We start from the raw sequence: 21,400 nt of genomic DNA on the forward strand, positions 1-21,400 counted from the left end.
CCATACGTCTCGTGCAACTGAAAGCCGGAACGATCTCTGACAACCCTCCCGAACTCGCATCGCCAAGGCCGGTTGCCACGGCACCGTTGGAGCATCGCGTGTCTCCTTGGTTTTGGAGTTCTCGTCAACTACTTTGACCGGGTAAATCTTTCGGTCTCCCACGCTGCGCTTTACGCCACCTTTGGTATTTCAAACATCACCTTTGGCTATCTCTCCGGGGCCTACAACTGGACGTATGCGATGTGCCAGTTGCCGGTAGGAGTTCTTCTCGATCGCTTTGGCGTGCGGCGTGTAGGGCGCATCAGCACGCTGCTTTGGAGCATAGCCTCCTTCGGTGCGGCAGTGACACCAAGCATCCCGGGGTTCTTTGCAGCGCGACTGCTTCTCGGCGTGGGCGAATCACCCACCTTCCCGGCGAATGCCAAGGCCATCGGCCTTTGGTTTCCCTCCAAAGAGAGAAGCTTTGCCACCTCCATCTTCGATGCCTCCGCCAAACTCGCCTCAGCTATCGGTGTGCCTCTCATTGGTGTCCTTCTACTGAAGTTCGGCTGGCGGTAGAGCTTCGCCGCAACCGGCCTGGTCAGCCTGCTTTATTTCGCGCTGTTCTCAAAGATCTATCGCGATCCCAACGACGAACCTGCGCTGACCGAGAGCGAGCGGCAATACATCGCGGAAGACTTACAAATCAATTCTGCGCATGAGCCAGAGCCAGCAAAAGCATCACTGGGCTATCTGATTCGACAGCGCAAGGTGCTGGGGATGGCGATCGGTTTCGGAGCCTATAACTACGTCTTCTATCTCTTGCTCACATGGCTGCCCAGCTATCTCTCCGCGGCTCTGCATATCGATCTGCTGCACTCCTTTCTGTACACCAGCGTGCCCTGGCTATTCGCTACATTTACCGATCTGATAGCGGGCCTGGTGTCGGACGCACTCATCCAGCGTGGATGGAACGCCAGCCGCGTACGCAAGACAGTTCTCGTCTGCGGTACCACCTTCGGGCTTGGCATTCTCGGTGCGGCTCACGCGCATACAGCCGTTCGTGCGCTGATCTGGATCAGCATCTCCATCGGCGGACTGGCCGCAGCCTCACCGATCGGCTGGTCAATCCCATCGATGATCGCTCCGCGCGGCAGTGTTGGAACTGTAGGCGGCATCATCAATCTATCGAATCAGCTCTCCGGAATTGCCGCTCCAATCATCACAGGCTACGTTGTTGCCGAAACAAAATCTTATTCATGGGCATTTGGCATCTCTGCGATTTATTTGCTCATAGGAATCGGCAGCTATCTCTTCCTTCTTGGCAAGATCGAACAGATCGCGCCGGAGCCTGCTGTCTAAAGCAACCTTAGTTTGTTGAGGAATGATGGCTCCTGTTCAGCACAGCGCGAAGCGCAAACCGTGACGCTTTAGCGTCGCGGTACGGAGGAGCCGTAGCCTTTAGGCTACGGAATCAAGGGCAGGTGAGAATTGGGCTTTAGCCCCGGGCCTTTTGTTCGCAGCCGAAAGAAGGCTCGGGCCTAAAGGCCACATCTTTGCCAAGCCTCTATTTCCGTAGCCTAAAGGCTACGGCTCCCTCCGCCTACCTGACGCTAAAGCGTCAACGAACGCGCTTCGCGCCATTTTGATAACAGGCGTTAGAGCAAGAGAAATGAGTAGCTCAGTCGATATCCAATTTGGCTGGTAGCTGCACACTGGCACGGGTAGACCCAGTAGAAATTCCACCGTCGACCAGAAGCGTCTGTCCTGTCACGTAACGACTTGCCTCGGAGGCCAGAAAGACGATAGCCCCATCCAGATCGTGCGGCTCTCCCGGGCGCTTCAATGGAATGCGATCGATCAGGTAATCGACCCACTCCTGGTTCTCATACAGCACCTTGTTCTGCGCGGTCTGAAACCAGCCGGGAGCCAGGCAGTTTACCGTGATGCCGTATCGTCCCCAGTCGTCGGCCAGGCTCATCGTAAGCTGTCGAATGCCGCCGCGGCTCGCCCCATAGGGTGCCAGCCCCGCATAGCCGAACACGCTTGTCACCGAGCCAATATTGACGATCCGCCCATAGCCGTGCGGCACCATCTGTTTCGCAATCTGCTGCGCGACAAAAAAACTTCCCCTCAGATTGGTCTCCAGGATCAGGTTCCAATCCTCCCAGGTAACCTCCAACGCCGGCTTCCGCACATTGCATCCCGCATTGTTGACGAGGATGTGAACCTGTCCCAGCGCCTCCACCGAGGCGGCCATCGCCTCGATGCTGCCCTGGTCTCGCACATCAAGCTCAAGCGGAATGACTTTTCTTCCCAAACCCTCGATCTCCGCTACAAACGGCAGCAGATCGTCCTTGCGTCGGCTGGTAACAATAAGATCCGCACCTGCCTTGGCCAGCGCGCGACCGAAGTACTGTCCCAACCCTCGGCTTGCTCCAGTAATCAGTGCAACCTGTCCAGTGAGATCGAAGAGAGTAGAGGTCATCGCGCCCTTTCTGTCGAAGAATCGCTACGCGGGTCCAGTACGATCTTCATCAGGTTCGGCTCACGCGCATGGAGCCGTTCGAACCACGAAGCTCCGTCTCTTAGAGGCGCAACCGCCGTAATCAAGGATGCAACCTTGATCTCGTTCTTTGCAATCAGCTCCATCGCTTGCGGATACTCCCCCGCTGAAGCACACGATCCCTGGAGACGAATCTGTCGCGACACCACCTTCTGCAGCGGCAAAGTAACCTGCGGAGAGATATTACCAACCAGCGTTACCGTGCCACCCTTGCGGACGCTATCGATGCCCGCGGCGATCGTCTCGTCGCGACCCACGGCTTCCAGCACTACATCCACGCCCCGGCCATCGGTTCTCCGCAGAATCTCTTCTACCAGTGCGGCGCCGGACGCAAGAAGTGTCTCATCCGCGCCCAACTCCTCCGCCAGTTTCAGCCGCGTCTTGTCTACGTCTGAGATGTACACACGCGAGGCACCGGCCGCACGCGCAGCCTGCAACAGCAGGAGACCGATCATACCGGCACCAATAACCAGCACGACCTCTTGTCCTTTCAATTCCGACACCGCTACCCCATGCAGCGCCACCGACACCGCCTCCAGCATCGCGGCCTCTGGAAACGACAGGTTATCCGGAAGCCGGTACGCCACGCGCGCCGGCACAGTCAGAAGCTCCGCAAAGGCTCCAGCACGGCGATACTCACCGCAGGAGACACCAATCACTTGTCTGTTGTCGCAGAGATTTACCTGGCCCAGCAGGCAGTAATCACAGGCTCCGCAAAAGACTGTCGAATCAAACGTCACGCGGTCCCCCGGAGCAAATCCGCTGACCTCAGCACCAACCGCAGCCACAACGCCCGCAGCCTCATGTCCCATCACAATCGGCGGAATTCGACGGCCCGTCGATCCGTCATAACCATGCACATCGCTGCCGCAGATACCGCAGGCTGCAACCTGAATCAGAAGCTCATCTGGCCCCGGAGTGGGGTCAGGCAAATCCTGTATCGCCAGATGGTTGTACTCGGAGAGAAGCAAAGCTTTCATAGGAATATGATCTCAGTTCCTTCCATCTCGATGCCTGAGTGCCGTGAGTTTTACCTACCGGAAAAGAAAGCAGCCCGGACCATACTGGCCCGGACTGGAAGGTAAAGCTCGAATTAGAAGGTGAACTTGATGGCTCCCTGTTGTACACGAGCTGGCTCAAAACCGGTGGACGTAATCTGACCTTCCTGTCCGCCCTGATTCACGCCTGTCGCGCTGATCTGGTTACTCGAGTTGGGAACGGCAAAAGACGGATGGTTGAAGACATTGAACATCTCCCACCGGAACTGCAGGTTGTACCTCTGGGTGATCTTCCAGTTCTTGTCGAAGCCCGCATCGCCCCACTGTTGTGAGGGACCCAGGATGAAGTTCTTCGGGGTGTTTCCAAACGTTCCCGGAGCGTTCACCTGGAAGGCATTGATGTTGAAGTAATTTTTTGTCCACTGGATATCACTGCCGCGACGAACGTTCAGGTTTTGTCCCGGCGCAAAATCCGCGCGATCCTCATTCTGCAGAGAGCCGGAGTTGTTATTTCCATTGAGACCGGCGCCGATACCGAAGCCAGGGCCAGACATCCAGGTATAGACGCCGCTTACCTCCCAGCTTCCCAACAACTCCTGTATCAGCAGATTGTGTCCCCTCAACGCAGGAGAGGTGTAGATAAAGTTACTTACCGACACAATCGGGAAGTTCTGCTGAGAGATGCCACGGTTATACCGAAGGTTGAAGGGGTTAGGCAGTTGTGGTGTGCCGAAGCTGATATTCGACGAGCTGGCATCGTCCATCGTCTTCGACCAGGTGAGGTTGGACTGGAACTGCAATCCGTGGGAGAACTTGCGCTCCAACGAGGCCTGCATCGAGTTATAGCTCGACGTTCCTACGCTGACCGTATCGAGGATCGCGCCGAACGCAGGATACAGGCTGCGCGTGCCGCCCGTAGCGAAGATTCCAGGGTTCATATCAATGACCGTGGACTGGTGGTAGCTTTCACTACCTACATACGCCAGGGTAAAGACCATGTTGGCGCCAAAGCCTTGTTGTACTGAGAGATTCCAGCTTTGCGTCGTTCCAAGCTTGAAGTTGGGAGCGATCGTAGCCGGTATCTCCAATCCCGGAGTAAAGGTCGCGCTTGCTGGCGGTTTCGTGGAGACCGAGGCGAAGGGCGGAAACGGGCTTTGACCGTTCGTCCCGGGAAAGCCCGCCCATGGATTCTGCAGGGACAGTGGCACACCAGGTGTATTTCCCTGCGTGGTCGTACCCTGATAGGTAAACGTCGGAGCGAACGGACTGTTATCGGCAGTATGGTTATAGGCCGAGTAGATCATCGGAGAAGTGAATAGACCGAAGCCCGCACGGATAGAAGTCTGGGGCAACGACCTGGGCTGCCAGGCAACGCCAAGGCGCGGCTCATAATAGCCATAGGTGGTAGCCATCAGGCCGTTGCCGATCCCAGTGTCTCCCGGAAATACAAGCCCGGTCGGAGCATTGGGATAGACGGTGCTTTGCTGACCCGGTACGAATGTTGCCGCTCGCCCATTGGCAATCTGCGGTGCGATGTTCGGGTCCCAGCGCAGGCCGGCGGTCAATGTGATATTTGGGCGGAACTTGAATTGCTCCTGTCCGTAGAAACCTGGCTGCCAACCGGCGACATCCGCAATCTCTCCAGCACCCTGAAAGATGGAATACAGATCGCCGAGAAGGAAGTCGGCAAGCCCATTATTTGTATATTGTCCGCTGAAGTTGATCTCCGGCGCGGTCGGGTACTGCGTAGCCTCCTCGGCGAACTGGTGCTGAATATTTACGCCGAACTGGAGAGTATGCCTTCCCAGTGTCTTGGTGAAGTTGTCATAAAAGCCGTAGGTGGTACGCACTTCCTGAGAAGGTTCGTAGTAGCCAGTTTGGAAACCGCCATCTGAGACCGTAAAGCCTTCGACGGAGCAGGAGCCAGGGATCTCCTGGACATTGATGTATTTCGACCAGCAGAAGGGCTGCCCCGTGCTGGTCAGGGCTGGGGATCCATTATGTGCGGACATCTGGGTCCAGAAGATCGAAGCCACATTAACGGTGCTGGGATTGATGACCCACGTATGACTTAAAGTCTCGTTGAAGTACTGCATCCTTTCGGCAAACGTATCTCCGTAAGGGGACAGATTGAGCAAGGACAGAATGTTGCCCGGCACATCGCCTGAAGGTTGATTCAGATTATTGACAAAGCTGCTCACCGCGATCCGCTGCGAAGGAGAGAGATCGTAGTCGAGTCTGCCGGTACCCTCGTCGTAGTTGTTGATCGTCGCCGCGCTTGTGTAATAGACGCCGCCATCCGGCTGTTGCCCCAGGGGCAGCGCTGTCTTGGCGATGGTAATCGCTGTCGCGCTGAAGAGCGCAGGGTTGATCTGGTTAGGAACCCCATTCACCACATGGAAAGGAGCGGCCAGCGTCTCTTGCCCGTTCGTCGATAGTCCGCTGAAGTCTCCATTGAGCATGGCGGTGGTGGGGGTTTGGGTGAAGTTGGCAGTGGCCGCAGTCGCGGATCGCGTTGCCTGGTAGTTGATGAAGAAGAACAGCTTATTCTTCAGAACCGGGCCGCCCACATAGCCGCCGTACTGATTGCGGTGCAGGGGATCTACAGTGTGGCTGAACCAATTCTTGGCGTTGAAGGTCTGGTCGCGCAGGAACTCGAAGATGCCGCCATGGAACTCGTTGGTGCCGGTCTTGGTATTGATGCTAACCACCGCGCCGGGCGCAAAGCCATAGGCGGCGCTGAAGTTGTTGGTGATGATGCGGAACTCTTCCGTGGCATCGGCGTTAGGGAATGGGGCAGCCAGACCAAGATAGGTATCCATGTTGGGGACGCCGTTCAACAGGTAATAAGTGCTGCCCTGCCGTCCGCCGCCTGCGGCTGCGCCCGTTTCTGTCGGGAAAGAGAAGCCGCTCTGGAGGTAGCTGTTGCCAAAACTGGCGTTGATGACACCAGGAGCAAGGAAGACCAGAGACGAGGGATCGCGGCCATTCAGCGGCAACTGAGAGATTGCCTGCTCGTTGACGGTCATGCCCAGCTCAGGAGTGGTGGTATTGATCAGCTCGGCGTCGGAAGTAACTGTAACCGTCTGGCTCTCACTCCCAATCTTCAGCACCACGTTTTGCGTGGAAGCGACATCGACAGAGAGTGTGATTCCCGTCTGGACGTAGCCGGCAAAGCCCGTCGCCTGAATGGTCAGTGAATACTTTCCAGGCGGAAGAGGGTTGATGAGATAAACGCCGCTCGCGTTGGTCATCCCGGTTTGAACCAGGTTCGTGTCCGTATTTTTGGCGGAGACCGTCGCATTCGGGACGACAGCTCCGGTGGAATCGGTCACCTGGCCAGTGAGACTCGCGCTCGTACCCTGGCCCAGCGCCATGGTGGCAGAGATCCCGAACAGCAGCAAGGTGAGCGTCCGCAACAGATAGTGAATAGAACTTTTCATTCCTAGCCTCTTCCTTCAAGCAAAATCAAATCAAGAATTCGATCGGCAGCAAGTGGCCTGCCGTCGTAACCGTCTTCATTTCGGTGGGGAATCTCTGCGTATCCACCCAGCTTTCGTGCTCGTATCAGGCCCGCAATATTTCGGTCAGTACTCTAGACCGACTCGAAAACACCCAGCCCGATTGCGACCCCACTATAGGCGCGCGCAACAATTACTCGAATCCCCCAAAAGTTGGATTGGTAACGATTTATCCATGCAAGTGATTTTCGAACGGCCTGAAACTCTTTGGCCTGGGTAGAGAGAACCTGTTCAGCACAGTGCGAAGCGCGTTCCCCGATGCTTCAGCATCGGGGAGTCGGAGGGAGCCGTAGCCTTTAGGCTACGGAATTCAAGCCTCGGAAGAATTTGGCCTTAGGCCCGGGCCTTCTTTCGGATACACGCAAAAGGCCCAGAGCTAAAGCCCAATTCTCGCCTGTCCCTTATTCCGTGGCCTAAAGGCCACGGCTCCCTCCGTACTGCGACTTCTTGACCACCTGACCCAGGGCTCCAGCAACAGGAGGTTGGTTCTACAAGATCCGAATTACGCGAACACAAAACGGGGGAATCATCGTATACATTTGTCGCTACTTCGGATTCCCCCAGCACCTATCTCTGCCCCACCACATTTAGCACCAGTTGATACTGCGGAATAAGGTTCACCCCCGACTGCGTATCGGCCACACCCTCAGCATCGAAGTGCAGCGCCTCAGCCTTCTCTAGATACATCGGATACGTCTTTGGCAGCGGCAATACCCGCAACTCTAACGTGCGGCCCGCGCTCCGCCAATCCGGCAGGGCCTCTTTCAATCCCACTGTCCACGACAGCCCGTTCCAGAAGTCGTCATCGATCAACCGCTTCCCCTCCGATAGCCGCGCTTCATCGCCCTGGTAGTCGATCTTCAGCCACACATCCGATACCTCCGCCCCCGCCGGCACAGGTGGCACCTCAATTCTCCACGCCGCCGCCCCCGCAAACTCCGACACCTCCGGCTTGATCGGCAGCGCATTCGGTCTCCATGAAAGCTTCGGCCCCAACGCCCACGGCTCGCGCGGCTTCGCCTCCTGCACCTTCGTCACTGTGGCCTTCAGTTCTATCTTTGGCAGCACCGCGCCGTACTCGACGAAGACACCATCTTTCCCGTCTTTCGCAATCTTCTGCTCAGCGTTCGGCTTCACCTCTCCCAACATCCCAAACTTCATCGTGGGATCATCCGATTGCAGCGTCCATCGTGTTCCGTCGGAAAACGCATTGGACTTCGTCAACAGCAGCATCGATGGATCGTCCCCGCGCCACACCTGCTCGGCCTCGGCCTCCGGCAACAGCACCAGCCGCACTCCCCCGTCAAGCTTCACCTCAGCCTCAGATGCGCCCGTACCGCGCACACGCAACGTCACACCTGACTCCGAGCGGCTCGTCTCCACAGGTCCTGAAACACCCGTCACCTTTGCGCTCGCATCCAGCGCAAACTCCGCACTCACACCCGGGAGTGCAAAGAAAAAATAATAGGCCTGCCCACCTGTCTCCACGCGCTTGAACAACTGTGCCGTGCTGTATCGCAGTGTCACTCGCTTCTCCGTCGCCACTCCGCGCAGCGGCAGATTCACCGGCCAGATGCCATACGCTCCCGCCGGCAGGCCAATCGGCTCCTCCGGAACTTTCACCACTTCTTTCGGAAGCTTCAACTCCACCTGAAAGCCCTTACGCTCGGGCATCGTCAACCCGCGTACGTAGTTGTTCACAAACACAAATCCGGCCTCGCCATTGGTCCTTGCCGCCACGCGCGCCACACTCGTATCCTTCGGCCCACTCGGCACCTCCGCTGGAGCGCGTGTCGTCATCGGCGCCAGCTCCGCTCCAAAGTCGTTCAGGAAATAATGCACCAGTTTCATCTTCCGCAGGGACTCGCGCTCCTGCCCAAACGCTCCCAGTGGCGACTGAAAGTCATACGACTTCTCCGGCACATCCGTCGCATCGTCTGCTCGCTGCGACTCCTCCAGCGTGATCGACCCGCTATCCGGATTCACGCCGCCATGGAACATGTAGTACCCCAACAGATTCACACCGCTACCCAGCATTACCGGCGCAATCGCCGCAATATCGTCCGCATCAAAGGCTGGCCGCCGGAAGTAAGTATCCTGCCCTCCACCGCCTACCTCCGCTGTTAAAAACGGCGTGTTCTTATAACTCGCCGCCGCATTCTGTCCGCGCCCGCCCACCGCTCCCATGTTTCCCGCAACGCGGTTCCTGAACCGGAACGCATAAATCTCATTGCCATAGAGCGGCTTGTTCGAGCCCTGCCAGGGCGCATCCGGATACCCGCCAAACGTCGGCAACACTTCATCCAATGGGACCGCTGCTCCATCCCATCCCGTCACCGTATACAGCGGCACATCCAACCCGTCCGCAATCGCCATCTCTTTCAACTTCCGGATATGCTCCGTCCCCCGGCCCGACCCTGCGGGTCCCTCGCGATACTCGTTCTCCAACTGGATCCCGATCACCGGCCCGCCATCCTTCCACAACTCGCCCTTCAACTGCGCCCCAATCTGCGCATAAAAACTCTGTACCTCTTTCAGGTACACAGGATCGTTCTGCCGCACCGGACCATTCTTCAGCACCCAATCCGGAAACCCTCCATGCCGCACCTCGCCATGCACCCATGGCCCAATGCGCGGATACACATCCATCCCATGCCTGCCGCATAGCTCTATAAATTTGCGCAGATCGCGCTGGCCCGTCCAGTCGAATTGCCCTTCGACTTCCTCATGATGGTTCCAGATGATGTACGTCTCGATCACCTGCACTCCGGCCGCCTTCATCTTCAAAATTTCCTGTTCCCACTTCGCCTCCGGATAGCGTGAGTATTGAAATTCCCCCATCACCGGAAGCCACGGCTTGCCATCCAGCGTCAGGTACTGAGAGTTGATCCCAATCACCTGTCCCCGCGGATTACGCGAAGATCCCAACTTCGCCGCCACCGGCTGTGGCGCCGCCATCGGCGCCGTCGCATCGATCGAAATCACGTTCTGCGCGCGCGCCTGTATCCCCACCACGACCGCCAGCCCCGCGATCACAACTGTTCTCATCCAAATCTTTCTCATCATTCTTTCCTTCCGAAATGGATTCGCCTTCGTAATCGCATGTACGCGTCGTGCATAGGCAGCAAGCCTCACACGTGTCATCGAACCGTCACGCTGCACAAGCATTTGTTCCGCACTTCGCTCACGCCGCCGTAAACCCAGGCAGCACAGCATCAGGAACTATAGGATTTCCACCCTACCCCGCGAATCCAACGAAAGTCGGACTGCGCTCATTTTGTTTTCATCTAACCGGTGTCCCTACAGATGCACCAAGCCCCGCTTCAGGCCTTCCACTACAGCCTGCGTCCGGTCGCTCACGTTCAGCCTCATCAGGATCACGCTTACATGCGACTTCACCGTCGCCTCTTTGATCGCCAACTCCTCCGCGATCTCGCGATTGCTCTTTCCCGCAAACAGCAACTGCAGCACCTCCTGCTCGCGCTGGCTCAAGTGCGATCCCGGCACACGCGACGACAGTGCCTGGCTCACCACCTGCGGCAGAAACCGATGCCCCGCGTGAACCCTGTACAGCGCCTTCACCAGCGCATCATGCGGCATGCCCTTGATCAGATACCCCTGCGCTCCGGCCTCCAGTGCCTGATGAATATCTTCATCACCCTCATACGTCGTCAGAGCCACGATCCGTGCCTTCGGGGATATCGCGCGTATCGCTCGTATCGCCTCCACACCGCTCTTATCCGGAAGCCGCAAATCCATCAGCGTCAGATCCGGTCTCTCCGCAGCAAACAGCCGCACCGCCTCAGCGGCGGTCCCCGCCTGCGCCACGACTTCCAGGTCTGGCTGCGCAGCTAAGATCGCAGCAACCCCCACCCGCATGATCGGATGATCATCGACAATCAAAACCCGTATCTTTTTCAGTTCCCCATCTGCACTCATCTGCTGTCCCCTCTCACTCTAAGCCGCAACTGCACCCGCGTCCCAACGCCTCGCGCACTCGTTAACTCCATCCGTCCCCCCAGCCGCTGCACGCGTTCTCGCATCCCGACAATTCCGTAATGTCCCTCCGCGACAACATTCTCTCTATCCGTTGCAAACCCGCATCCTTTATCCGCGATGCTGATCACCAGCTCTTCACCGCGCATCTTCAACTGCAGCTCCACCCTTCCGCTCCGGCTATGCTGGACCGAGTTGTAGACCGCCTCCCGCACCGTCATCAAGATCTCATGCGCTACCGATGCCCCCACTGCCATTCGCTCCACATCATGCTCAAAGGCCACCACCGTCCTTGACTCTCCAGCCTCAGACTCTCTCGTCGTCTGCGCAGCCACCCCTTTCAAGGCCGCAATCAAATCCACGTCCTTCTCCGGCTCATGCCGCATATTCCAGATCGCCTGCCGAGCCTCATCGATCGTCGTTCGCGCCTGCACCCGCGCAACCTCCAGCAAGCCGTCCTTCGTTGCAACCTGCTCACTGCCCGCCTTCAGCTCCTGTGTACTCGCCATCGCCTCCAGTAGCGCCGAGATCCCCGCGCACCCCTGAATCACCGTGTCATGCATCTCCCTCGCCAGACGGCTCCGCTCCTCCAGCACCGCCGCAAACCGTGTCCGCATCCCGCGCACACGCACCTGGTACAGGCTCCACGCAACCGCCAACACGATCACACCGCACAAGGCATAGAACCACCACGTCTCGTAAAACACCTGAGCCTTCACCAGCACCAGATCGAACTCACTCACACTCTCCGGATTCGCCGTGTTGAACGCCCGCACTCTAAACCTGTAACTCCCTGCGCGCAGATTTGTATAGGTCGCTTCCCGGTTCACCCCCGCGGTATTCCAACTCGGATCGAAACCCTCCAGCTTGTAGCGAAACCGCACCCCATCCTGAGGCCGCAACGAGACCACCGTAAACGCGAAGCTCAGCCGCACCACATTCGCCGCAACCTTCAGCGGCCCATTGGGCGCAACACTCTGTCCATCCTCGATTACTCCATCCACAGACGCTCTCGGAGCTGGTTCCGCCGCCGTCTCCACTCTCGCCAGATGGGCTGCCCCCCGGCTTGTCGGAAACCACACGCTATCATCCGGAGCCAGATACCCCGCCGGCTGCCGCCCTCCATACATCTGCGCTCCGTCCGCTCCAAACGGCATTCTGTACGTCTGCACACTCAAGGGCTGCGCCGCGCTCGAAGCCCTTTCCATCTCTGTCTCCGCTACCGATGCGATCGTATTCGGCCCTGTCACCCAGAACCGCCCCGTGCGATCCTGCAGCACCTGGTACACGCTATTCGATGGCAGTCCCTCCGAAGCCGTGAACTGTTGCAGACTGCCTTTACCGGCACCCGGTCCTGCGCGATACCGGAACAATCCATGGTCTCTCGTCCCAAACCACAGCGCGCCGCTGCGGTCCTCCAGGATCGACCACACCTGGTCCTGTGCCAACGCCACTGTCGCCGCATCCTGCTCGAACCGCCCGTTCTTCCACCGGCTCAATCCATGATCGGTCCCAATCCACAAGCTCCCTCCGCTGTCCTGCAACAGGCTTCGCGTGCTGAAGAACGCCAGCCCATTCGCTTCGGTAAATTTCTTCGCCCCCTCCGCGCCGATCCGGCTCACGCCCTCATCCGTCGCAATCCACATCGCCCCATCACGACTCTCCAGGAACCCGCGTATGAAGTTGTTCGTCAACTCCGCCGGAGCCGTATAGTGCCGCACCTCATCTCCGTCTACGCGATACGCACCACTCCCATCCGTGCCAATCCACAGCGCTCCATCCCGCGCCCGATACACATTCCGCACCTTGATATTGGTCAGCCCGCCATAGGTCACACGCCGCGCCACATTTTTGCGAATCAGATACAGATTCTGCGCCGCCACCCAAACATCGCCGTGCTCATCTCCCGAGATCGTTCCAAAATCCGGATCGCCGCTCTCCGGCAGCGCAACCACACGCACGGGAGTTTTGTTCAATCTCACCAATCCTGCCTGCGTCCCAATCCATATCTGCCGCTGATCGTCTTCAAACAGATACAACACCGTCTCGCTCGGCAGCAGTCCCTGCCCACTGATTCGCCGCAGGGTATCGCTAGATCCCGGACGTAACGTCCACACGCCATTACCAATCGTGCCAATCCATAGCGTCCCATCGCTTGACTCGAGCAGTGTCCGCACCGTCGCTCGAATTCCCGCCACCGTATGAAACTTTCCCTTCTCCAGATATTGCAATCCTCCCACCGTTCCCACCCACAGCCTGCCATCACGTGTCTCAAGCACACTCTTCACGCGGTTCTGGCTATAGGCTCCTGGAAGCGCAAACTCTCGTTCCGTCCCATCGGGATCGAGCGCAATCAGTCTCGATCCTCCCACCCAGATCCTGCCTGTCTTGTCCTCCGTAATCGAATGCACCGCCTGCGGCGCAATCGCTCCCACATCCACTCGCCGCAACCTCTCACCTGTCGAGGCCGCGTCCATCACGAACAATCCATCATCGGTTCCCACCCACAATCTTCCGCGGCTGTCTTCAAATACCTTGCGCACAAATCCGTCCGTCAGTCCTTCAGAGGAGGAGTAGGCCTTTACCACTCCGTTCCGTAGTCGCAACAGGCCACCGCCCTCAGTTCCGGCCCATAGGCTTCCATCCCTGCCGAAGGTAAGCGTAAAGATGCTGTTCGCGAGTAACGGCTGTGCCCGCGCCGTCACCTCCATGTGTGACCCATCAAAGCGCGTCAGCCCACCTGTCGTCCCAATCCACAGGACACCCTCACTGGACTCCACGATCGCCTGCACCGTGTCCTCCGGCAGTCCATCGCTGATCCGCCAAAGTGTCCGCGTGTACTCAAACTGCTGCTGCGCAGGCAGCGCCTGCGTTGACTCAGGCCTTACCTGTGACCGCGCCGGCAGAGCACACCATCCCCCCAGACAAACCACCACCAGCGCAAACCGAAACACCATCCGCATATCCCACACATACTAGAGCAAATCTTCCTCACCATAGGACAGCTTTGAAAAAGCGGCCATAAACAGTCGCAAAACGGCTTGAGGGCTTACTGAGTTTTTGGAATCTGCATCCGTGGTGTTCTTCCATTTTGCGTCGAGTTGCGAGATAGGAGAGTCGAGATACGAGTCATCTCTCGCCTCTCGCAACTCATATCTCGCGGCTCGGAGCATCTCTTCGGCGGAGCCTGCAACTAGTTTCGTGCAGCTAGTTTTCAGACAGCCTCTGAGGTGAAGGCCCTATTTTTAATTCTTTAGGGTTGTCCTACTTTAGTCGGATGCAAGAGTAACCATCGCGAAAATAGTATTCGTTTGCTTCTCCCAGTAACCCTCGTGAATCTCTGTGGCGTCGAGCGATCCCTGCAGAAGCAGAAGGAACATTCAATGCGAAATCCAGATTGCGTGATTAAGAGCAGTGACAAAGTGCCGGGGTTAAACTTGCCTGGCTTCAGACGGATTATCAGACCGCGGATTGGTCTTGCGATATGCCTCCTCGGTCTTTTCTGTGCGCCTCTCGTTCGAGCCCAGATCGTTCAACCGCCGGAACCAGTTGATCCAAGCCCGATCAATGGCGAAACTTATTACCTCATCAATCGAGTCTCCGGCTTGCAGATGGATCTCAATAGCAATTCCGTAACGGCTGGCGACAAGATACTTCAGGAGACAAGAAGCTTCTCCAGCCTGAGCCAGAGGTGGGCCTTCACCAAGATGCCCGATGGTAACTGGAAATTCAGCAACATCGAGAACAATCTCTGCCTGGACAGCTCCTCTTCCGGCGGCTCCGCCTTAACGGTGCAGAATCCTTGCACCGTCAACACCCCGTCACAGGAATGGACCTTCACGTATGTGAACAATGGCTACAACACGATTACCAACGTCGCCACCGGCAATGTGCTGGATAGCGTCGGCGAGTCCGCCTCCGTCGGAGCGCAACTCAATCAAACGCCACTCTCCGGTTCTCCCACCGCCAATCAGCAATGGTTGTTCCGCGCTGCCTACTGGCGCGGAAATGACATGTCTACCGCTGAAGTGGAAGAGTACGACCGCTCCACACCGGCTGAGAATACCGGAAACCTTCCCTGGTGGCACGATGCCTATCTTCCCGGACAGGACATGCTGCAAATCTTCAAGAACGCAGGGTTGAACTCCATCCGCATCCGTCCAGCTTCGATCAGCACGACATACCAGTACGGAAGCCTCACCTACTCGATGTCAACCGGTCCCTATACCAAATACACCCTCTCTACCGGTACCTCGACAACCTTCCCGATTAACAAGACAAGCCAGGTCTTTGCGCTGACGAATCCGGGATTTGGCGCCGTCGAGTCAGATTGGTCAGGTGTTGATCTGGCTGTGCGTGCGAAGAAACTGGGGATGTCGGTCTTCCTCACTCTCTTCTATGATGGCAACGGTGGCAGCAATCCTGGCAATTGGCTGAATCAGCCTCTCGCCTCGCTGGAAGGTTCTCCGGAGAATCCGAACGGAGGCAACGGCCAATACCTCGTCTACAACTACGTCAAGCAGTTGCTCGAGTTCTATCGCGCAGCCGGTGCCATGCCAGACATGGTTGCTCTGGGCAATGAAGCCAATCTCGGCCTGTTCACCAACCTCGACGGCAGCAACTACACGCCAAACGGGCCTACCATGTCGGCCGCAGCTACCGCTTTCCAACTGGCGGGATTGCAGGCCGTTGCCGATGCCGCAACTGACACCTCAAACCCGGTTCTTGGGTCGCCCGTGGCGGTGCCCCTCCGCTGCGTCGACATTGACGGCACTCCGGCCCTGGACACATTTTTCAAGGGACCGAAGACTGCCAACCTTCCCATCGATGTCGCTTGCCAGAGCTACTATCCCGGCTGGGACGGTGCTATGACTCAGGCACAGTTCAGCTACTCGCCTCACGGCGACACAAACAACAGCTTCAAGAATCCCCAGAACATTGAAGAGACAACAATGAACGCCGAAATAGCGGATCCAAACGCTGGATACCCGGTATTCACCGCAGAAGACGGCGTGGCGTACACCAATGTCGGCGGTGACACTCCGCTGGACGATTATTACGGGAGCCAGTTGAATATCACGCCTAATCCTGCAAGCCGGGGATTTGAGCGTGAATACTATATCGACCTCGAGACCGTGCAGCATAACGCTACCAACCACATGGGCATGGGCATGGACTGCTGGGCTTGCGAGTCAACGCCCATGAGCGGGGACTTCTACTCTGGTACAGGCAACGGTAACCCCGGCCAGTACTGGCTTAGCGCCCAGCTTGGTCTCTTCGATAACTCGACTTCGACGGTGGCCGGCAGTGGGGCTGGTGAAGCTGCTCTCGACAATGCCACGTTGCCGGCCATGATGGGACTGGGCGGCAAAACGGACCCCACGCTTAGCTACATGCTGGTAAGTGCGGTCAACGGAAACATTCTGGAGACAGCGCTGGCATCGACTGCTCCCAAGGCATCGCTCGATGTGGCTACCTATACCGGAATCGTGAGCCAGAATCAGCAATGGCAGATTCTGGCACAGGGCGCCGATGTCGAACAGTACGGCGGGCCTGCGTACAACGGTACAAACGGGTCGAACGGCACCATCCTGATGAACAACCTGGGCGATGGCTATTTCCAGATCGTCAACGGAAACCAGACAGGAGGAATCAACGTCCTCGACAACGGAGGTGTCACTACCGCCAACAGCCCAGTGGTGCAGAACTCCGAAACGGCTGGCGTGACCGCGATCACCGGCACAAATGCCAGCCAGGAATGGGACATCATGTCGGTCGGAAACTGCGGCGACATACCGGCCAACTGCACGAACCCTCCCCTGACAGCGACCGGGGATTACTACATGATCGTCAACAAAAACAGTGGTCTCGTCCTTGCCTTGTCAGGGTCCGCGATCCAGCAACAAACGCCGACCTCTCCCTCCAACGGCGACTGGATGGTGCCCGCGAACCAGGGACAACTATGGCAGATTGTTCCCGTCCATATCAGCGCAACAAGCACCCCTGCGATATTGGCGTTTGCCTCCGCACCACCCACGTCCGTTCCTGTCGGAGGCAACCTCGGTACGATCAATGTCAACGTTCAGAATACGGCCGGGTCGCTCATTGGATCTCCGTCGGAACCTGTGACGCTGACTGTCACGGGTCCTTCAGGGTTCAACCAGACTGCTGCAAGCTCCGCAGGTGTAGCCAGCTTCAACCTGAGCGGTGCTCCTCTGAACGTACCCGGTGTTTATTCCCTCTCGGCCAGCAGTCCTAATCTGGTTAGCGCCACGGCCTCCTTCTCGGTGGTCGTGGCTCCCACATCAATCACTACAACCAGTCTGCCGAGTGGCACGGTGGGAACAACCTATTCGGCCACGCTCGCAGCCACTGGTGGCGTTCCGCCGTATACCTGGAGTATCCCCAGCGGCCTTCCGCCCGGGCTGACTCTTAACGCCGGTACGGGCGTCATCTCGGGCACTCCGACGCAGGCCGGCACGGACAACTTCACGGTACAAATCTCCGACTCTGAGAGCACACCCGCAACCTCATCGGCGAGTCTCTCTATCACGATCGCTCCCGCTCCGTCACCCACGATCACGGCAAGCTCGACCACAGTGACCATCTCTGCGCCGGGTGGCTCCGGTTCAACCACGCTGACCGTGGTGAACTTTGCCAACAGCGCTATTACTTTCACCTGCTCCGGTCTACCGGTGGGAGCCTCCTGCAACCCCGGTGCTCTGAGCAACTCCGATACATCGACCCTTCAGATCACCACAACCGCGGCCAGCATGGCTCTGGTGTCACCGGCAAAGGATAGCAAGGCGCAAATGATGTATGCGCTGGCGCTACCCGGCCTGCTGGCGATCGGTGGATTGTTCGCCACGAGAAAGCGGCAATGGCAACGGTTATTCCTGCTACTGTTGCTGCTCTCCACTGGCATGATGATGACCGCATGCAATGGGAGTAACAACAGTGGCAATAGTGGAGGCGGCACCAGCGGGACCCCCACGGGTACCAGCACCGTCACCGTAACGGCCACGGATGGCGGCCAGACAGCAACTCTCCCGATCACTCTGGTTGTACAGTAGCGGCATCTTCCATCCGGAACAACGCAAAGGCGCTGCACTTGTGCAGCGCCTTTGCGCTTCGCAACAAACCTTAGTGCTTCGGCTCCGACTCAGCCAACAACTCTACAAGGTAGTCCTTCCAAATAGCGGCCGCTGTATGTGTGCCATGGCCGCGCGTCACATCGGAGATGGGAATCAACACGAACTTTGCGTGTGGCATCTCCTGCACCTGCTTCTGCGCGATGCCAAGCTCCGGCGGGTTGATGAAGTCATCCGCGGAGTTGATCCACATCACAGGCACCTTGATCTTTTTCAGGTTCGCACTCGGATCGTAGTTCCTCGAAGCGTCGACGTAATAGATCATGTTGTTCGCGTCGGTTGAAGCGACCGTGCGGTCCAGATACTTGTCGACATACCCCTCCGCAGCCACTCGTGTGGGGTAGAGCTTCTGCATCTGCAATGGCGCGGACCCCATGATCAGCAACATCTCGTTTGCACTGCGCAGGCCTTCGACAGGCTCACTCGTGTACTCGCCCTCTTTCCAGTTTGGGTCCCGCTCGATGTTCTCAATCGCCATATAGCGCGTCATCCGATTCCGCCCGGCAAGTGCGACCGCATTACACGCCAGCGGCATCAAGGCATCCATGAAGTCAGGATAGGTCTCGCCCCACACAAAACTCTGCATGCAGCCCATCGATGTGCCAAGAATCAGCCGAAGGTGGTCAACGTGCAAACCTTCCAGCAGCATCTGGTGCTGTGAGCGAACCATGTCGTCGTAGTCATAGTGCGGAAACCGCATGTGCAGTCCATCGGACGGCTTGGAGGAGCCGCCTTGTCCGATGTCATCCGGAAAGATCAGGAAGTACTTCGTGATGTCCAGCGGTTGACCGGGCCCAAAGAGAACCGTGGAGAACTGCGGCGCAAAGAGCGTGTGCTCGTCGCCGCCGGTGCCGTGAAGCAGGAGGACTGCATTGTCGACGAGCCCTGCGCTATTCCGATGCGGTGACCCCAGCGTGAGGTAGTGCAGGTTAAGCTCAGGAATTGTCTCGCCAGTACCGAAGTGAAAGTCCTTCGCCGTATACACGCCCTGCACGCCTTTATAGGCCGGAGTAGCAGGTGTTTGAGCGGATAGGGCCTGTGCAGCGACAAGCGAGGAGAGACTGAAGACTGTGAGTGAGAGAAGGTGGCGCACGCGGCAAACTCCTATAGGCACAAATATTCCGTAGGCCAAGCATATCGCAGTCACAACTGCCGAAGTCGTTCCCGTATCGGGAAAGCCGCTACTCACACGAGCGACTTGACTTCGATCCTTCGGAACCAAATCTCCGCAAACTCAATTTCAATCGCGATCTTCCCACGCGTCAGCGGAATGAATTTGCCCGGATTTTGAGGGTCAGGCTGCTGCAATCCTGAGATCGAATTGACGGCTCTTCCATTCACAAGATGCGCGGCCTGATCTCCCTGCCAGATCACTTCCACAACGTTCCAGTCATTGAGATTCTCGAAGTTGCCATCCTTCTTCAGTCTCCCTGTCACTGGCTCGGCGGCGGGCTGCCCCTTCGCGGCGCGCGTCCCATTCACCGTTGGAAACCCGTGTTCCCTGCTAACGCCTTGCGCGAACAGGCCGGCACCATGATCCCCTTGAATGCCACGGACTCCGCTGACGAGAAAGAAATCACCAACATCTCCTTCCTCAATCTGGCACTCAACACAGGTAGGCCAAACCTTATCGGCACCCACCAGACCGTACAGCAAACCGTTGTCGCGCTTCGAGATACTACGCGGCTCAAACTGCTTCACGCCCCACTTGTACTCCACACGAATGCGAACATTTTCAAACTCCTGGTTCGTCGCCAGGTAGCCGGGTTCGAAGTGCTCGTCCGTCACCTGGTTGCCCAGGATATGAAGCATCTCCTCTTCCATCGTCACCATCTTCTTCGCCTCGGCAACGCTCTTCCCGGACTTCTCGAGCATGGTGTACCAGCCCGTCAGGTCGCGGCCATTCAACAACGAAACCCACCCATCCGCACCGGCAGGCGGCAACGGCAGAGGCTTCGTTTGAGCCAGTGACCGATGCGGTAAAACCGCACAGCCCAAGGCGAAAGAGGCACCAGTTTTCAGCAAATGACGACGGTTCATAAGTCTCCGGTTCTCACAACTCCACAACGTCTAAGCGATACAGGAGAACTCTACTATCTGACTGCACGAAGCGACAACACCTTAGCCATCGAAACGCTACTTGAGTTCTCTCACCCAGATATTGCGAAAGCTGATCGGTTCGCTATGGTCACCGTGCGCCTGCAGTTTAATCGGAGCGGTATCGTACTTCTTATACGTGGGCTGGCCCACATATAGTGTCTCTCCCTTTAGCTCGAAGTGGTTCTGCACCAGCACACCATTAAAGAACACGGTGATAAAAGCCGGGCTCTTCAACGAACCATCGGAATTGAACCGCGGAGCAGTCCACACCACATCGTAACTTTGCCACTCGCCTGGCTTACGCGCCGGATTCACCAGCGGAATACCTTGCTTATAAATGCTTCCGGCCTGGCCGTTCACATAGGTCTTGTTGATGTACGAGTCGAGTATCTGCAGCTCATATCCGCTATCGCCTGTACCGGTGGAGGCCAGAAACACACCACTGTTTCCGCGCGCCTGATCGCTACCCGTAATGTTGGATGGAATCCTCCACTCAACGTGAAGTTGATAATCTCTGAAGGTCTTCTTTGTCTCAATGTTACCGACGCCCTGCGCCTTGCTCACGGTCACGATACCGTCATGAACGATCCACTTCGCAGGCGATTTATCCGAGGTAGATACCCACTCATCAAGGTTCTTCCCATCAAACAGGACGGTGGCATCCGAGGGAGGCATACTGTTTTCGTTGCCCGGTTGCACCACAGGCGGCACCGGCTCCCACACCTCGGTGTCTTCATGTTTCGGCACATGTGCCGGCGCCCCAACCTGCTGTCCCGCTCCCTGGGATGCGGCAACTTGTTGTGCCAGTACCGGAGTGGAAACGGCTATCAGGATAAGAAGTTTGGAGAATCGTAGCGAACCAGTACGCATCATGTCTAAAACGATACAACGAGTGCCCAGCCCAAATCACTCAGGATCGACCAGCAGGACGTCAGAGCCATCCACCGCCCCCTGAAGTAGGACTAGCCCCCCTTCTTGCCGGTTGCAGGCGCACCTTCCACGGACGGCTGCGAGCGTAGTTGTTCTACCTGCGCCTGCGACTCCATCGAGTCCCCACAAGCTTTTCACGGATCGACTTCGCAACATGAA

At 57.4% G+C, this 21,400-nt stretch carries 10 protein-coding genes and 1 pseudogene; 2 read left to right on the forward strand and 9 right to left on the reverse strand.

Annotated elements, in window-relative coordinates; all coding sequences use genetic code 11:
• The first annotated feature begins 72 nt into the window (after nucleotides 1–72).
• A pseudogene (locus HDF15_RS00880) lies at nucleotides 73–1,341 on the forward strand (MFS transporter).
• Nucleotides 1,342–1,660: 319 nt separating this feature from the next.
• Here the strand turns inward: HDF15_RS00880 and HDF15_RS00885 are convergent.
• The 6 genes from HDF15_RS00885 to HDF15_RS00910 all read right to left on the reverse strand — a co-directional run bounded on the left by HDF15_RS00885 (nucleotide 1,661) and on the right by HDF15_RS00910 (nucleotide 14,017).
• Nucleotides 1,661–2,467: an SDR family NAD(P)-dependent oxidoreductase gene (locus HDF15_RS00885; protein WP_184252394.1), complete on the reverse strand. Its 807-nt coding sequence runs from the start codon at nucleotides 2,465–2,467 to the stop codon at nucleotides 1,661–1,663.
• Nucleotides 2,464–3,525, reverse strand: a complete 1,062-nt coding sequence (locus HDF15_RS00890; RefSeq protein ID WP_184252395.1) for an alcohol dehydrogenase catalytic domain-containing protein — start codon at nucleotides 3,523–3,525, stop codon at nucleotides 2,464–2,466. The genes HDF15_RS00885 and HDF15_RS00890 overlap by 4 nt, the downstream gene beginning before the upstream one ends.
• A 113-nt stretch (nucleotides 3,526–3,638) precedes the next feature.
• The gene (locus HDF15_RS00895) at nucleotides 3,639–6,986 is read right to left on the reverse strand and encodes a TonB-dependent receptor (RefSeq protein ID WP_184252396.1); all 3,348 of its coding nucleotides are present in this window, start codon (nucleotides 6,984–6,986) and stop codon (nucleotides 3,639–3,641) included.
• Nucleotides 6,987–7,631: 645 nt separating this feature from the next.
• On the reverse strand, nucleotides 7,632–10,130 hold the full coding sequence (locus HDF15_RS00900) for a beta-galactosidase (RefSeq protein ID WP_260330743.1): 2,499 nt from the start codon (nucleotides 10,128–10,130) through the stop codon (nucleotides 7,632–7,634).
• 234 nt (nucleotides 10,131–10,364) lie between these two features.
• A complete protein-coding gene (locus HDF15_RS00905) occupies nucleotides 10,365–11,003 on the reverse strand; it encodes a response regulator transcription factor (RefSeq protein ID WP_184252397.1) in 639 nt (212 codons plus the stop codon).
• The gene (locus tag HDF15_RS00910; protein WP_184252398.1) at nucleotides 11,000–14,017 is read right to left on the reverse strand and encodes a sensor histidine kinase; all 3,018 of its coding nucleotides are present in this window, start codon (nucleotides 14,015–14,017) and stop codon (nucleotides 11,000–11,002) included. The genes HDF15_RS00905 and HDF15_RS00910 overlap by 4 nt, the downstream gene beginning before the upstream one ends.
• A 426-nt stretch (nucleotides 14,018–14,443) precedes the next feature.
• Here HDF15_RS00910 and HDF15_RS00915 point away from each other — a divergent pair, with 426 nt between their 5' ends.
• Nucleotides 14,444–18,133 (forward strand): RICIN domain-containing protein, encoded by a 3,690-nt coding sequence (locus HDF15_RS00915; RefSeq protein WP_260330744.1) that lies wholly within the window; start codon nucleotides 14,444–14,446, stop codon nucleotides 18,131–18,133.
• A 70-nt stretch (nucleotides 18,134–18,203) separates the two neighbouring features.
• Here HDF15_RS00915 and HDF15_RS00920 read toward each other — a convergent pair whose 3' ends face one another.
• From HDF15_RS00920 to HDF15_RS00930, 3 genes are all read right to left on the reverse strand, one after another.
• On the reverse strand, nucleotides 18,204–19,304 hold the full coding sequence (locus HDF15_RS00920) for an alpha/beta fold hydrolase (RefSeq protein WP_184252400.1): 1,101 nt from the start codon (nucleotides 19,302–19,304) through the stop codon (nucleotides 18,204–18,206).
• 92 nt (nucleotides 19,305–19,396) lie between these two features.
• On the reverse strand, nucleotides 19,397–20,251 hold the full coding sequence (locus HDF15_RS00925) for a DUF1080 domain-containing protein (RefSeq protein ID WP_184252401.1): 855 nt from the start codon (nucleotides 20,249–20,251) through the stop codon (nucleotides 19,397–19,399).
• Nucleotides 20,252–20,347: 96 nt separating this feature from the next.
• Nucleotides 20,348–21,184: a DUF1080 domain-containing protein gene (locus HDF15_RS00930; protein WP_184252402.1), complete on the reverse strand. Its 837-nt coding sequence runs from the start codon at nucleotides 21,182–21,184 to the stop codon at nucleotides 20,348–20,350.
• Nucleotides 21,185–21,400 lie beyond the last annotated feature (216 nt).

The organism is Granulicella mallensis (assembly GCF_014203225.1).
Lineage (GTDB): Bacteria > Acidobacteriota > Terriglobia > Terriglobales > Acidobacteriaceae > Granulicella > Granulicella mallensis_A.

What these genes read in the sequence shown, in the direction of transcription:
- HDF15_RS00910 (WP_184252398.1), bottom strand. Translation starts at nt 14,017, where the DNA reads ATGGTGTTTCGGTTTGCGCTGGTGGTGGTTTGTCTGGGGGGATGGTGT.
- HDF15_RS00930 (WP_184252402.1), bottom strand. Translation starts at nt 21,184, where the DNA reads ATGATGCGTACTGGTTCGCTACGATTCTCCAAACTTCTTATCCTGATA.
- HDF15_RS00885 (WP_184252394.1), bottom strand. Translation starts at nt 2,467, where the DNA reads ATGACCTCTACTCTCTTCGATCTCACTGGACAGGTTGCACTGATTACT.
- HDF15_RS00915 (WP_260330744.1), top strand. Translation starts at nt 14,444, where the DNA reads ATGCGAAATCCAGATTGCGTGATTAAGAGCAGTGACAAAGTGCCGGGG.
- HDF15_RS00905 (WP_184252397.1), bottom strand. Translation starts at nt 11,003, where the DNA reads ATGAGTGCAGATGGGGAACTGAAAAAGATACGGGTTTTGATTGTCGAT.
- HDF15_RS00890 (WP_184252395.1), bottom strand. Translation starts at nt 3,525, where the DNA reads ATGAAAGCTTTGCTTCTCTCCGAGTACAACCATCTGGCGATACAGGAT.
- HDF15_RS00900 (WP_260330743.1), bottom strand. Translation starts at nt 10,130, where the DNA reads ATGATGAGAAAGATTTGGATGAGAACAGTTGTGATCGCGGGGCTGGCG.
- HDF15_RS00895 (WP_184252396.1), bottom strand. Translation starts at nt 6,986, where the DNA reads ATGAAAAGTTCTATTCACTATCTGTTGCGGACGCTCACCTTGCTGCTG.
- HDF15_RS00925 (WP_184252401.1), bottom strand. Translation starts at nt 20,251, where the DNA reads ATGAACCGTCGTCATTTGCTGAAAACTGGTGCCTCTTTCGCCTTGGGC.